14 protein-coding genes and 1 tRNA gene are annotated in these 12,212 nt (G+C 58.4%); 6 read left to right on the top strand and 9 right to left on the bottom strand.

The features are described from left to right. Nucleotides 1-49: 49 nt before the first annotated feature. Entirely contained in the window at nucleotides 50-1,117 is a 1,068-nt protein-coding gene (locus HWX89_RS18175; RefSeq protein WP_138792540.1) for an NAD(P)-dependent alcohol dehydrogenase, read from the bottom strand. A 64-nt stretch (nucleotides 1,118-1,181) separates the two neighbouring features. Next, on the bottom strand, nucleotides 1,182-1,913 hold the full coding sequence (gene lipB / locus HWX89_RS18170; RefSeq protein ID WP_138792539.1) for a lipoyl(octanoyl) transferase LipB: 732 nt from the start codon (nucleotides 1,911-1,913) through the stop codon (nucleotides 1,182-1,184). Nucleotides 1,914-2,103: 190 nt separating this feature from the next. Between lipB and HWX89_RS18165 the strand changes: the two genes are divergently transcribed. Next, nucleotides 2,104-2,188 (top strand) — tRNA-Leu (locus HWX89_RS18165). A gap of 213 nt (nucleotides 2,189-2,401) precedes the next feature. Here HWX89_RS18165 and HWX89_RS18160 read toward each other — a convergent pair. Beyond that, nucleotides 2,402-2,593: a hypothetical protein gene (locus HWX89_RS18160; protein ID WP_138792538.1), complete on the bottom strand. Its 192-nt coding sequence runs from the start codon at nucleotides 2,591-2,593 to the stop codon at nucleotides 2,402-2,404. Between the two features lie 233 nt (nucleotides 2,594-2,826). On the opposite strand from HWX89_RS18160, the gene HWX89_RS18155 reads away from it, so the two are divergent. Then, a complete protein-coding gene (locus tag HWX89_RS18155) occupies nucleotides 2,827-3,204 on the top strand; it encodes a PAS domain-containing protein (RefSeq protein WP_246705212.1) in 378 nt (125 codons plus the stop codon). A 65-nt stretch (nucleotides 3,205-3,269) separates the two neighbouring features. On the opposite strand, the gene HWX89_RS18150 is transcribed toward HWX89_RS18155, so the two are convergent. Beyond that, complete coding sequence (locus HWX89_RS18150) at nucleotides 3,270-3,437, bottom strand: Thivi_2564 family membrane protein (protein WP_003495928.1); 168 nt, start codon at nucleotides 3,435-3,437, stop codon at nucleotides 3,270-3,272. A 108-nt stretch (nucleotides 3,438-3,545) separates the two neighbouring features. Between HWX89_RS18150 and HWX89_RS18145 the strand changes: the two genes are divergently transcribed. Continuing rightward, nucleotides 3,546-3,971: an OsmC family protein gene (locus HWX89_RS18145; RefSeq protein WP_138792537.1), complete on the top strand. Its 426-nt coding sequence runs from the start codon at nucleotides 3,546-3,548 to the stop codon at nucleotides 3,969-3,971. Between the two features lie 3 nt (nucleotides 3,972-3,974). On the opposite strand, the gene HWX89_RS18140 is transcribed toward HWX89_RS18145, so the two are convergent. Genes HWX89_RS18140 through HWX89_RS18130 form a run of 3 tightly spaced genes read right to left on the bottom strand, consistent with a single transcriptional unit; the run spans nucleotide 3,975 to nucleotide 7,094 of the window. Continuing rightward, complete coding sequence (locus HWX89_RS18140; protein ID WP_138792536.1) at nucleotides 3,975-4,466, bottom strand: peptide deformylase; 492 nt, start codon at nucleotides 4,464-4,466, stop codon at nucleotides 3,975-3,977. Nucleotides 4,467-4,485: 19 nt separating this feature from the next. Continuing rightward, on the bottom strand, nucleotides 4,486-4,791 hold the full coding sequence (locus HWX89_RS18135; RefSeq protein WP_138792535.1) for a hypothetical protein: 306 nt from the start codon (nucleotides 4,789-4,791) through the stop codon (nucleotides 4,486-4,488). Then, nucleotides 4,788-7,094, bottom strand: a complete 2,307-nt coding sequence (locus tag HWX89_RS18130) for an FdhF/YdeP family oxidoreductase (protein ID WP_138792534.1) — start codon at nucleotides 7,092-7,094, stop codon at nucleotides 4,788-4,790. The genes HWX89_RS18135 and HWX89_RS18130 overlap by 4 nt, the downstream gene beginning before the upstream one ends. A 334-nt stretch (nucleotides 7,095-7,428) precedes the next feature. On the opposite strand from HWX89_RS18130, the gene mgtE reads away from it, so the two are divergent. Together mgtE and HWX89_RS18120 are read left to right on the top strand one after the other, a co-directional pair. Then, nucleotides 7,429-8,856: a magnesium transporter gene (gene mgtE, locus HWX89_RS18125; RefSeq protein ID WP_138792533.1), complete on the top strand. Its 1,428-nt coding sequence runs from the start codon at nucleotides 7,429-7,431 to the stop codon at nucleotides 8,854-8,856. A gap of 76 nt (nucleotides 8,857-8,932) precedes the next feature. Continuing rightward, the gene (locus HWX89_RS18120; protein WP_138792532.1) at nucleotides 8,933-9,319 is read left to right on the top strand and encodes a MerR family transcriptional regulator; all 387 of its coding nucleotides are present in this window, start codon (nucleotides 8,933-8,935) and stop codon (nucleotides 9,317-9,319) included. A gap of 32 nt (nucleotides 9,320-9,351) precedes the next feature. Here the strand turns inward: HWX89_RS18120 and HWX89_RS18115 are convergent, their stop codons facing one another. Both HWX89_RS18115 and HWX89_RS18110 read right to left on the bottom strand, forming a co-directional pair. Beyond that, nucleotides 9,352-10,317 (bottom strand): heparan-alpha-glucosaminide N-acetyltransferase, encoded by a 966-nt coding sequence (locus tag HWX89_RS18115; protein ID WP_138792531.1) that lies wholly within the window; start codon nucleotides 10,315-10,317, stop codon nucleotides 9,352-9,354. A gap of 63 nt (nucleotides 10,318-10,380) precedes the next feature. Further along, on the bottom strand, nucleotides 10,381-11,073 hold the full coding sequence (locus HWX89_RS18110) for a DUF599 domain-containing protein (RefSeq protein ID WP_138792530.1): 693 nt from the start codon (nucleotides 11,071-11,073) through the stop codon (nucleotides 10,381-10,383). A gap of 549 nt (nucleotides 11,074-11,622) precedes the next feature. Between HWX89_RS18110 and cobU the strand changes: the two genes are divergently transcribed. Then, complete coding sequence (gene cobU / locus HWX89_RS18105; protein WP_138792576.1) at nucleotides 11,623-12,144, top strand: bifunctional adenosylcobinamide kinase/adenosylcobinamide-phosphate guanylyltransferase; 522 nt, start codon at nucleotides 11,623-11,625, stop codon at nucleotides 12,142-12,144. Nucleotides 12,145-12,212: the final 68 nt, after the last annotated feature.

The following is a 12,212-nucleotide window of genomic DNA, read 5'->3' as shown; positions in this document are numbered from 1 at the left end:
AAAAGAGGCGCCAACCGGCGCCTCATTTCTCCTTGAACAAGCGTCTTGCTCAGGCAGCGTTCTGGCGCGGTAAGCTCTTCATATCAATGACGAAGCGGTAACGCACATCGCTTTTTATCATACGTTCATAAGCGTCGTTGATCTGATCGATGTCGATCATTTCAATTTCGGCGGTGATGCCCTTGTCGGCGCAGAAATCCAGCATTTCCTGGGTTTCGGGAATGCCGCCGATCATTGAACCGGCGAAGGTCTTGCGGCCGGGTATAAGGCTGAAGGCATGGACGGAAAGGGGCTTTTCCGGTGCGCCGACCTGCACCAGTGCGCCGTCACGCTTCAGAAGGGCGAGATAGGCGTTGATGTCGTGATCGGCGGCAACGGCGTCGATGATCAGATCGAGGCTTGAAGCGGCCTTCTTCATCTGGTCCGGGTCGCGGGACACGATGACCTCATGCGCGCCGAGCTTCTTGGCATCCTCTGCCTTGCCGGGCGAGGTGGTAATCATCACCACGGTTGCGCCCATGGCATTGGCAAGCTTGACGGCCATGTGGCCGAGGCCGCCGAGACCGACGACGCCGACGCGCTTGCCGGGACCGGCATTCCAGTGGCGAAGCGGCGAGTAGGTGGTGATACCAGCGCAGAGCAGGGGTGCTGCGGCGGCCGGATCGAGCCCTTCGGGAATATTCAGCACGTAGCGGTCATCGACGACCACATGGGCGGAATAACCGCCAAGGGTGTGCGCGCCGCCGCCCATGGCCTTGTCAGGCGAATTATAGGTGCCGGTCATGCCGTTTTCGCAATATTGTTCCAGCCCGTCGGCGCAGCTTGCGCATTCGCGGCAGCTATCGACGATGCAGCCGACGCCGACACGGTCGCCTTTCTTGAACCTGGTGACCTCGGAGCCGATGCGACCAACGCGGCCGACGATCTCATGGCCGGGAACGCAAGGATAAAGCGAACCGGCCCATTCGGCGCGGGCGGTATGAATATCGGAGTGGCAGACGCCGCAGTACTCGATCTCGATTTCGACATCGCGCGGGCCGGGATCGCGACGCTTGATCGTCGCGAGCTTCATGGGCGACGAGCCGTCGTCACAGGCGTAAGCGGACGTTGTGAACATGAAAGTTCCTCCTCTTGATATATTGATGCTGAAAGACCGGTGGGTAGCAATTGTGCGAAGAGAATCAGTCTCCGGCGCCGGTTTCGGCAACTGCGGGACCAAAAACCTCCTCGAAGGCTTCCCGCAGCAGAACGTCGACGTCGGTGATCATAACCGGCAATCCCAGATCGACAAGGCTTGTCACGCCATATTCGCTGATGCCGCAGGGCACGATTCCCGAGAAATGGCCGAGATCCGGATCGACGTTGATCGACAGGCCGTGGAAACTAACCCACTTGCGCAGGCGGATACCGATTGCGGCAATCTTGTCTTCACGCACACCGCCATTCAGCAGAAGCGGCTTCTCCGGACGCTGTACCCAGACGCCAACCCGGTCTTCGCGTCGTTCACCGCGCACATTCATCTTGTCCAGGGTGCGGATGATGACATCTTCAAGTGCTGCGACATAGGCGCGGACATCCTGACGGCGGCGCTTCAGGTCCAGCATGACATAAACGACGCGCTGTCCGGGGCCATGATAGGTGTATTCGCCGCCTCGGCCCGTGGCGAAGACCGGGAATCGGTCCGGCTCGATCAGGTCTGCCGCGTCGGCGCTGGTTCCAGCCGTATAAAGTGGCGGATGTTCCAGAAACCAGATGAGTTCGTCTGCTTCGCCTGCAGCAATTGCCGCAACTTCACGATCCATCGTCTCCATGGCCTCCTCGTAGGGCACGAGTCGGTCCGAGATTCGACATCGAACAGGGCGCGAACCGGGGGCTGGAAACATATTTGTTTGAAGATCGGTACGTGTGAGCATGAAAAATGTCCTTTCCACAGCCTTCTCGCAAAATGACGATCAGGCGGCAACCCCTGCATTTGCGGGCTTCTTGGATATAGGAAGGGTGTTGTTGATTTTTAATTTCAAAAAACTGTCACGACGCTCTTGTGCACCCAAAATCCTTTTGCTACATGACCCCCCGTCGGCGCAAGTTGACACCTACCACGATGCGGTCGTGGCGGAATTGGTAGACGCGCAGCGTTGAGGTCGCTGTGGGGCAACCCGTGGAAGTTCGAGTCTTCTCGACCGCACCAAAAGAAAACCCGCTTCGGCGGGTTTTTCTTTTCTATCAGACGGTTCCCCGCTTACTCTCAGATTTTGCTTCAATACGTTTGACGGCGTATTTTCGCGCAGGCCGTCATGTCGTGCGCGACCAATTCTCCAGATTGCTGCCGTTTTTCCCACTGTTTTCGGGGTCGTCATCGCGCCCTCATATCCGGTCGAGAGGGCGCGCGATCTGTCGTTTCTCAGCGGCGAATGATGGCGTTCGAAGCCGTGCCGTTTTGCTGGTGGTTTCCGTCACCAACGCGGTAAGGATCGCCGTCCATCACCTGGTCCATGCGCCATTGTGTTCCGCGGTAAGGGCTTTCCCAGGTCTGGCATCCGGCCAGCAGCGCGCTCGCGGACATCAGTCCGATAACAAGAGCGGTTTTCAGCATTGTCGTCTCCTTGATGGTTTCCCGCAGGAGATGTAGTAGCCGCGCAGGAGATTTTCGACGTTTGTGAAACAAAAACTTTGTTAGCACATTCACTTATCGGCAGGTCATCCCAGCAGATTTCGGTGGATTACTCGTTTTAGGACGAGTTACTTCGCAGTAACCCCCATAAAGCAAGGGGTGGAATGTCATGGGTTGAATGTTAGCTTTTGTCAAAAATGCGTCTGGGGGCGATCTTGTTGGGGGACAACGCGAATTCGGACAATGAGCTCGGCTACTACATGTGGAGTATTGCCGATAACAGGCTCATCATGGACGCAGTCACGGCGGAGTGCCACGGCTTCTCCGCAGAGACCGGCGCGCAGGGGGTAACGATCGAGGAAATCCTCGAACGGATCGATATAGAAATGCGGGACAAGGTTGCCCAGGCGATCATGGACAGCATCACGACCGGCGTGTTTTTCAATCAACGCTACAAGGTCTGGCTGCCGGACGGATCGTTCCGGTTGATCGTGGCCAAGGGCAGGGCGATCTTCGATACCGAAAATTCGCCCTTTCTCGGGCTTGGTGCCGTGCGGGACGTTACCGTCAAGCGACCACGGGCGTTGGCCTGATTACGGAACCCGAAAAAAGGCGGCACAAGGCCGCCTTAGTTCATTAAGGGCAATCGATAGACGTATCAGAAGACGGCAAGATATTTCAGAAGCGAAATGATGCCGATAATAATCACGATAATCTGTGCGATCTGCTTTGCGCCGCCGCCGACGGGCAGGCGAGCGATCAGCCACAGAACAAGAACGATTACCAGAAAGGTAATCAGAATGCTGACGAGCGTTGACGTAACCATATGGTTCAGCTCCCTTTTTCAACCACTTAAACGGTCGTTCACCGTTGCGTGAATAACTGCGCACAATTAATTTGGTTCCACGGCATTTGTTGAAAACGAGGGCGTCGCGTGAATCAGTTCAAAGTGAAGAAAAGGCCAACGGGCGCTACGGCCAGGCTCAACCGCCTCGGCCACCCGGCTCTCGAATCGGCGACGGGCGGTGGCCTCACCGTGGTTACGGGCGCCTCGGAGCCCGGCTACAATCCTCTGGATCTGATGTATGCCTCGCTGGCCGCCTGCCTGGCGCTGAGCGCCAGAATTGCGGCAAGCCAGATGGGCGTGCTCGACCGGTTCGAAAACGTCTCGGTCAGCGTCTCCGGCGAAAAATCCGAGACGGAGCCGTATCGCATCGTCCGCTTCGACGTCTCCATCGATATTGCGGGTGACTACGACGCCGCGACGCGTCATGCGATCGCTCACAAGGCCGAGGAAATCTGCACCGTCAGCAACACGCTGAAGGGTGAGGTGGATATTGTCCTCGCGGATGGCCGCTAGGAATTATTTGCGGGACTTGTCCCATTTCTTGATGAGGCGGTCGCGCTTCAGCTTCGACAGGCGCTTCAGCCAGAACATGCCGTCAAGCTGGTCGATTTCGTGCTGGATGCAGATTGCGTGGAAACCTGTGGCGGTTTCCTCATGCATCGTTCCCGCAACATCCTGATAGCGCAGCGTCACCGTGGCGGGGCGTTCCACCTCGTCCGTGAAGCCGGGCATCGACACGCTGCCTTCGACGTGGCGCATGATCTCTGACGAAAGCCCGATGATTTCAGGGTTGATATAGGTCAGCACCGTTCCCTGCGTCAGTTCCAGCACGAATACCCGCTGTCTGACGCCGATATGGGCGGCGGTGATGCCGACGCCGGGGGCGGCCCGCATGGTATCGGTCAGGTCATCGACCAGCGTTGTCACGGTGTCGTCGAAAACCGCAACTGGCGCGCAGATTTCTGACAATCCCGGATGCGGGTAGGAAAGAATCGGCCTGATCGCCAAGACGTGTCTCCGTTCGTTGTCAGGTCGAAACCGACGATTGGGCAAGGTCTCTGCCGTCGTCGGTCAATTCCAACCAGGTTCTTTGCGTTCGACTGTCGCGTTTTACCGTTCTGATGTAGCGGGGAGACGCGGCTGCTATCTCTCTCAGAACAAGCGCATGGGCAAGCCCCAGCCGTTTGGCAATGCTGCGGCTGTCCGTGGCAAGGCCAAGATGGATGGCGAGCAGCGTGGCGGCGGCTGTGGCACTGATATCAGGCGAAGCGAGGTGCACGAGCCTGTCGACCGCAGCCAGGAATGCGGCTGCGGCGTGATCGTCATCGCTCATGCCGCCTCGGAAGCGGCGCGCAGCTTGATGGTCACCAGGACGGATTTCGATGTCGGGGTGAAGCTGCCGTCGCCATAGCTGCTCAGGGGAACGAGCACGTTGAGTTCGGGGTAATAACCGCCGATGCTGCCGCGTGGAATGTTGTAGGGCACGAGACGGAAGTTTTCGGCGATGCGCTCACGGCCATCGGTATATTGGCCGATGACATCAACGCGCTGGCGCGAATGGGCGCCCAACGCCTCCATGTCCTTCGGGTTCATGAAAATGACGTGGCGCTCGCCATAGACGCCGCGATAGCGGTCATCCATGCCGTAGATCGTCGTGTTGTACTGGTCGTGGCTACGGAATGTCTGCAGCACGAACAGATTGTCATTGGCAAGCGCCTGCTGGTGCTCGGTCTTTTCGGGAAGTTCGCCCGTATAGAAGGTCGCTTTTCCGGCCGGAGTGTTCCATTCCCGCTCGGCGGCGGCATTGCGCAGATGGAAGCCGCGCGGCACGCGAACGCGTTCGTTGAAATTGTCAAAGCCCGGAATGACACGCTCGATCATGTCGCGAATGAGGTCGTAATCATCCGCCATCGCCTGCCAGTCGACGCGGGCATTACCGAGCGTGGCTGCGGCGATGCCGGCAACGATTGCCACTTCCGAACGCAGGTCTTCCGATGCGGCTGGATTGATGCCGCCCGAACCGTGCACCATGCTCATGGAATCCTCGACTGTAACGATCTGTGCGCGGCCTTTCGAGTTGCGGTCGATTTCCGTGCGTCCAAGGCAGGGCAGAATGTAGGATGTTTCACCCGGCACCAGGTGCGAGTGGTTGAGCTTGGTGGCGATGTTGACCGTCAGCTTCTGTTTTCTGAAGGCATCGATGATCAACGGGCTGTCCGGGGTGGCCCGCAGGAAGTTGCCGCCGAGCGCGATGAAGGTTTCGGCCGTTCCGTCCAGCATGGAAGCAATGGCTTCCACGGTGTTGTGGCCGCGCTTGCGCGGCATAGGCACGCCCAGTTCCTTTTCCAGCGCGTCGAGGAGGGCAGGCGGCGCCTTTTCGTCGATGCCGACGGTGCGGTCGCCCTGGACGTTGGAATGGCCACGCACGGGGCAAAGACCGGCGCCGGGACGACCAACATTGCCACGCAACAGCATGAAATTGGCGATTTCCCGAACGGTGATCACCGAATGCTTGTGCTGCGTGATGCCCATGGCCCATGTGGCGATCACCGCATTGGCCTGCATATAGATGCTGGCGGCTTCCTCGATCTCGGCGCGCGTCAGGCCGGACTGGTCGAGAATGTCGTCCCAGCTCGTCGCATCGACGGCAGCGCGGTAGGCTTCGAATTCGACCGCGTGATCGGCGAGGAAATCATGGTCGATGATGGCGGGTTCACCGGCCGCTTTTGCGGCATCGTCGGCGGCAAAAACCGCTTTGCTCATGCCGCGAATGGCGGCCATGTCGCCACCTTGCTTCGGCTGGTAATAATTGGTGGCAATTTTCGTGTTGCCGCCGGTCATCATCTCGACCTTGTCCTGCGGATCGGCGAAACGCTCCAGTCCCTTTTCTCTGATAGGGTTGAGCACGACAATCTTTGCGCCTCTGAGTGCGGCGCGGCGCAGGTCACCCAGCATGCGTGGATGGTTGGTGCCGGGGTTCTGGCCGATCACGAAGATGGCGTCGGCCTGCTCGAAATCCTCCAGTAGAACGGTTCCCTTGCCAACGCCGATGGAGGCTTTCAGGCCCACACCGCTTGCTTCGTGGCACATGTTGGAGCAGTCGGGGAAATTGTTCGTGCCGTAAAGGCGAACCATGAGCTGATAGAGGAAGGCTGCCTCGTTCGAGGCGCGGCCGGAGGTATAGAACTCGGCGCGATCGGGGCTGTCGAGGCTGTTGAGAATACGGCCGATTTCGGCAAAGGCATCTTCCCAGGATACGGGAAGATATTTGTCGGCCTTCCGGTCGTAACGCATCGGATGGGTGAGCCTGCCCTGTTTTTCCAGCTCATAATCCGACCATTGTGCAAGGGTTGAGACGGTGTGGTGCACAAAGAAGTCCGGTGGCACCCGTGCTTCGGTCGCTTCCCAGGCGACGGCCTTGACGCCGTTTTCGCAAAATTCGAAGGATGAACCGTGTTCAGGGTCGCCCCATGCGCAGCCGGGACAGTCGAAACCATCGGGCTGGTTGGCTTTAAGAAGCGTTCGCGCACCGGATATCGGGGCTCCTGACTCCATCAGGCGTTTGCCCACGCTTTTGAGCGCGCCCCAGCCGCCTGCCGCCGAAGATGCCTTGCCGATAAAGTCCGTCTTGCTCATTTCTGTCCGTCTTTCCTGACGTCTGCTTGTGATTGCGTGCGGCGGTGCCGGGCACGTCGATTCCTGACGATATGCCTGAGATCAAGTGTTCCAGAATCGCCCTGCGAACGTATATGTCAACGCTTATCTTTCCGGTTCGCATGGAACGGCAAGCGACGGTTCGGCGTTCGGTCTGATGTGAAAACCCCTCACGCATGAGGGCAATTTGCAACATTCTCGTCGTGGCGGCGGTGCTTGCCGGTTTGCAGCTATCCGGTTGTTGACAATAAGTTTTTAAACGCCATTCTCCAGCCAATTCGTGCACTGCGGCATTTCAGAAACAAGGGGACGCAAGATGACAGACCGTGACGACGATCTTCTCGCGCCCGAAGACGACAAGTCCGTGGACGTGCCTTCCGATATCTATGCCGAAGACGGGTCTATCCGCTCTGATTTTCTGGCCATGGTGGGGGCGGCGATTGCCGACCGCGACCTGCTTTTCCTGCGTCGCAACGTCGCCAAGCTGCATGAATCCGAACTCGGTGACCTGATCGAATCCATTCAGCCGGAACAGCGCCACGCGCTCGTACGCCTGCTTGGTTCCGACTTCGACATGACGGCGCTGACGGAGGTGGATGAGGGCATCCGTCTCGATATCGTCGACCAGATGTCGAACGAGCAGATTGCCGCCGGTATCGGCGAACTGGATTCGGACGACGCCGTCTACATTCTCGAGGACCTCGACGACGAGGACCGCGAGGATATTCTTTCGCAGCTTCCCTTTACCGAGCGTGTTCGCCTCATGCGGGCGCTCGATTATCCGGAAAGGTCGGCCGGTCGCCGTATGCAGACGGAATTCGTAGCGGTGCCACCGTTCTGGACCGTCGGGCAGACCATCGATTATTTGCGGGAAGAGGAGGAATTGCCGGATTCCTTCTCGCAGATTTTCGTCATCGATCCGACCTTCAAGCTGGTTGGCGCTCTCGACCTCGACCGGGTGCTGCGCGCCAAGCGTCAGGTGAAGGTCGAAACGATCATGCACGAGACGAACCATTCGATTCCGGCCGAGATGGACCAGGAAGAGGCCGCGCAGCTTTTCGAGCAGTACGACCTTCTCTCAGCCGCTGTCGTGGATAACAACGGCAGGCTGGTCGGTGTCCTGACTATCGATGACGTGGTCGACGTTATTCAGGAAGAGGCGGAGGAAGATCTGTTGCGCCTCGGCGGCGTGGGTGACGAAGAACTTTCCGACTCCGTTGCCAGCACATCGCGGTCACGCGTGCCGTGGCTCGCCGTCAATCTGGTGACCGCTTTCCTGTCGGCATCGGTCATCAGCCTGTTCGATGCGACAATCCAGCAGATCGTGGCGCTGGCCATCCTGATGCCTGCGGTCGCCGGCATGGGCGGCAATGCCGGGTCGCAGACCATGACGGTTTCGGTGCGGGCGCTCGCTACCAAGAGCCTCGACATTCACAATGCGGCGCGCATTATCCGCCGTGAGGCGGGTGTCGGCATTCTGAACGGCATGTTGTTCGGTACTGCGATTGGCGTGGTGGCGGGAATATGGTTTCAGGATATCCACATCGGCGGCATCATTGCCACGGCCATGTGTCTCAACATGCTGGCGGCGGCACTGGCGGGCATTCTCATTCCGCTCGTTCTCGACAAGTTCGGGGCCGATCCCGCGGTATCCTCCGCCGTGTTCGTGACGGCGATCACCGATATCGTCGGCTTCTTTGCCTTCCTTGGCATCGCGACATGGTGGTATGGCATTTCGGGGTAGGGTGCCGGGCAAGCAAAAAATTGACTTTTACGTTAAGGTCAAATAATAATTCCCGGGTTATGAATCGGATAGGCCCGTGAACAAGTATTATAGCATAACCGAACTGACACGCGAATTCGGCGTTTCCACTCGCACCTTGAGATTTTACGAGGACGAGGGGCTCATTCATCCTGAGCGCCGTGGTCGGACCCGGCTGTTCCGGTCGGCGGATCGCCATCTCATTCAGGAAATCCTGCGTGGTCGCCGTATCGGTTTCACGATCGCCGAAATCCGTGAGATCATTCACGTCTACAAGGAACCGCCGGGCGAATCGGGTCAGCTTGAGCTTCTGATGAAGAAGGTCGACGAAAAGCGTGCCGACCTTCGCCAGAAGCGCAAGGACATCGAGGAAACCTTGGCGGAACTCGACAATGTCGAGGAAGCCTGCCTCACGCGCTTGGCCGAAATCGGCGTCGGCACCTGATTTTTTGACGATTTACCTGTTGGCGGGAAGCGCTATTGCGCTTCCACCGTGCACTGCGATGCAACGTCGGTGATCTTCGACTGCTGTTCTGCCGACAGGCTGCCTTCCATCATCTGATCGAACAGATTTTCCGCATGCAGCTTCTCCAGCGTGCAGCCGCAGAAGCGCTGGCATAGGTCCACGCTGTTTTCCTGCTGCATGCAGCTTTTCTCACAGCTCGACTTGTAGAGTTCGACCTGATCGACCGGTGGCGGCGGGGCGATCTGCGAGGCAACGTAGACGATGCCGAGCAGCAGCGGTTGATGCACCAAATAAAACAGCAGGCTGTGGCGACCGGCGAGCGCAATGACGTTGCGCGGCGCGCTTGGCGTGCGGAAACGGTCCAGCCATCCGCGCGGCACCACGAATTTCGAGGTCGCGATACCAACCAGCACAGGGGCAAGCCAGGGCAAAAGCGGCACATAGTCGTTGGAGCGTGGCGGTAGCGTCGCAAAGCCGATCCAGGCCAGCCAGCGACTGTTGAACAGGTCCGACTGGCCATAATGCGGCAGGGCAAACGCGACGACAGCAGCCACGAGCGTCAGCAACGCCGGCACACGCAGGAAGAGGAGACCGATCAGGCTTGTCGCGGCAATGGTGTGCAGGATGCCGAAGAAAATGAAGCTGTCGGGGAAGGCGAAGATGGTCGCAACGGTAATCAGCAGGGCAGAACCTGCGACCATGGCAAAGCGCTTGTTGAACGAGGCCCAGTTTATGCCCTTGCCATGTGCCAGATACAGGCTGAAACCCGCCAGAAACAGGAAGGATGTGGCGATACCACGGGCATAAAGCTTCCACAGGCCCTCGGTTGCCGTGCCGGGCTCCAGATAGCCGAACAGCTCCAGATCCCAGGTGAAATGGTAGGAGGCCATGGCCAGCAGCGCAATGCCGCGCAGGGTATCGAGCCCGCCTATGCGGCCTTTGGGACGAGGCGGTTGCGCCACACTATCTGTTTCCATGTCGGGAGCTGTTTCACGCTGAGGTTTCGTTGCTTCGGGCTTGGCCTTCGAAGTAAGGCGATTTCAAGGCTTCGATTCATCCATGATCGCCAGCCGTGCCTCCGAAAAGAACTGGCGGCGCAGCAGGGCAACGATGATGATGGTGGTGGTGGCGATGAAAACATAGGAGCTGATGAACCATCCGAGATAACCGATCGACAGGAAGATGGTTCTCAGGCCGTCGTTGAAATTCTTCGCGGCGATGATGTTCATGCGAATGACGTTTTCGGCGGCGCGTTCGGCGGCGGCCTGATCGGCATTGGCGTCGTGCACCATCGGAATGGCGCCGAACAGAATGGTGCAATAGTTGAACAGGCGGTAGGACCAGCCGAACTTGAAGAAGGAATAACCGAAAAGACAGGTGAGGCCGATAACCTTCAATTCGAAGGCGGTGCGGCCGCCGTAATGCACGAAGGGCATGTCGCGAAACACCGATTCGACCTGGTCGGTGGCACCCAGCAGCGCGAAACAGCCACCGATGGCGAAGATCGAGGTGGAGGCGAAAAACGCCGTACCGTTCTGCAGGCCCGCCATGATCTGCGTATCGATCATTTTCAGGTCGCGTTTCAGGGAGTTGTAAATCCATTCACGGCGACGTTCGGCCATCGCCCGGTTCAGGCTCGTTCTCGAAAACCAGGTCGACTTCGTGGTGAGGTGCGTATAGCTCATCCACAGCAGGATGAAGAGAGCGAATGCCACATAGTCCATGGTGGTCATCGTGGGCGAGAACCTTTGCTGTTTGCGAATCTTGCGAACCGGATGTCGCGCGAAGGTTAGCGCATAGGCGCGCGAACCGGAATCGCTTTTGATGCAATGGCAGGGCGAGTAAACAGCTTAAAATGGCCCTGTCTTGCATCGATGGCATGAGATCGCGTCCGGCGCTAACGTTCCGGTAACCATGTTGCGGCTATCAATGACGCACAGGCAACGAACGCTGCCTGTCGGCACCGGAAAAGGTTTTGCGTCCCGGTTGCCGACCCAGATCCGATGTTTCCGCGCGTCACGCTCGATTGACAGAAAGCGCGTTCGGACCTAGCCTTTTTCCAGAGAGTCCGGTGTTTCCGTTTTATCGAAAGCTGCGCTTTGATGTCCGCATGGTGCGGGCGGGTTCGGCCCTTTGAAACGGTATCGCAGCAGTCCGGCATGATCGACCGGGAGAACGCCTCTTGATCTACGAATCGTTCTCTTTTCATGACGCGGCGGCTTGCGGCTTGTGGTATCGCCGCAATGACATCGGCTCTCCTTCAGATTTCTCTTCTGGTTCGCATGACTGATACTTCACGCTCTGTTCTCGTTCTCGGCGGCGCTCGCTCCGGAAAATCCCGTTTCGCCGAAGATCTGGTCAAGGCGGCAGGCGGCCAGGCGCATTACATCGCCACCGGCCGGGCGTGGGATGACGAGATGCGCGAACGCATTACCCACCATCGGGACCGACGCGGTGAAGAGTGGATCACCCATGAAGCGCCTGTCGATATCGTGTCCGTGCTGCGTGAGATCGACGCGCCTGACAATGTCGTCCTGATCGACTGCCTGACGTTGTGGCTCACCAACCTGATGATGGAAGAGGCCGATATCGAGGCTGTCTTCTCATTGCTTGAAGAGCATATCGGCAAGGCAAGGGCGAGGTTGATCTTCGTGTCCAACGAGGTCGGCCTCGGCATCGTGCCGGAAAACCGCATGGCACGGGAGTTTCGCGATCATGCCGGCCGCCTGCACCAGCGCGTTGCCGCCATCGCAGGCGAGGTCTATTTCATCGCCGCCGGCCTGCCTCTGAAAATGAAGGGCTAGGCCGCTTCCAGCAGCTCTTTTTCCGTTGATCTGAATCAAGGCTGTTTCCCGCGGTCGGTGGCAATGCT

Source organism: Rhizobium sp. RM, assembly GCF_013390595.1.
Lineage (GTDB): Bacteria > Pseudomonadota > Alphaproteobacteria > Rhizobiales > Rhizobiaceae > Agrobacterium.
The sequence above is the reverse complement of the archived record's forward strand: the minus strand, read 5'-3'. Positions and strand labels throughout refer to the sequence as shown.

Excerpts from the sequence above, each read along its gene's own strand:
- HWX89_RS18150 (WP_003495928.1), bottom strand. The coding sequence starts at position 3,437 with ATGGTTACGTCAACGCTCGTCAGCATTCTGATTACCTTTCTGGTAATC.
- HWX89_RS18110 (WP_138792530.1), bottom strand. The coding sequence starts at position 11,073 with ATGACCACCATGGACTATGTGGCATTCGCTCTCTTCATCCTGCTGTGG.
- HWX89_RS18115 (WP_138792531.1), bottom strand. The coding sequence starts at position 10,317 with ATGGAAACAGATAGTGTGGCGCAACCGCCTCGTCCCAAAGGCCGCATA.
- lipB (WP_138792539.1), bottom strand. The coding sequence starts at position 1,913 with ATGCTCACACGTACCGATCTTCAAACAAATATGTTTCCAGCCCCCGGT.
- cobU (WP_138792576.1), top strand. The coding sequence starts at position 11,623 with ATGACTGATACTTCACGCTCTGTTCTCGTTCTCGGCGGCGCTCGCTCC.
- HWX89_RS18175 (WP_138792540.1), bottom strand. The coding sequence starts at position 1,117 with ATGTTCACAACGTCCGCTTACGCCTGTGACGACGGCTCGTCGCCCATG.
- HWX89_RS18135 (WP_138792535.1), bottom strand. The coding sequence starts at position 4,791 with ATGAGCGATGACGATCACGCCGCAGCCGCATTCCTGGCTGCGGTCGAC.
- HWX89_RS18160 (WP_138792538.1), bottom strand. The coding sequence starts at position 2,593 with ATGCTGAAAACCGCTCTTGTTATCGGACTGATGTCCGCGAGCGCGCTG.
- HWX89_RS18130 (WP_138792534.1), bottom strand. The coding sequence starts at position 7,094 with ATGAGCAAGACGGACTTTATCGGCAAGGCATCTTCGGCGGCAGGCGGC.
- mgtE (WP_138792533.1), top strand. The coding sequence starts at position 7,429 with ATGACAGACCGTGACGACGATCTTCTCGCGCCCGAAGACGACAAGTCC.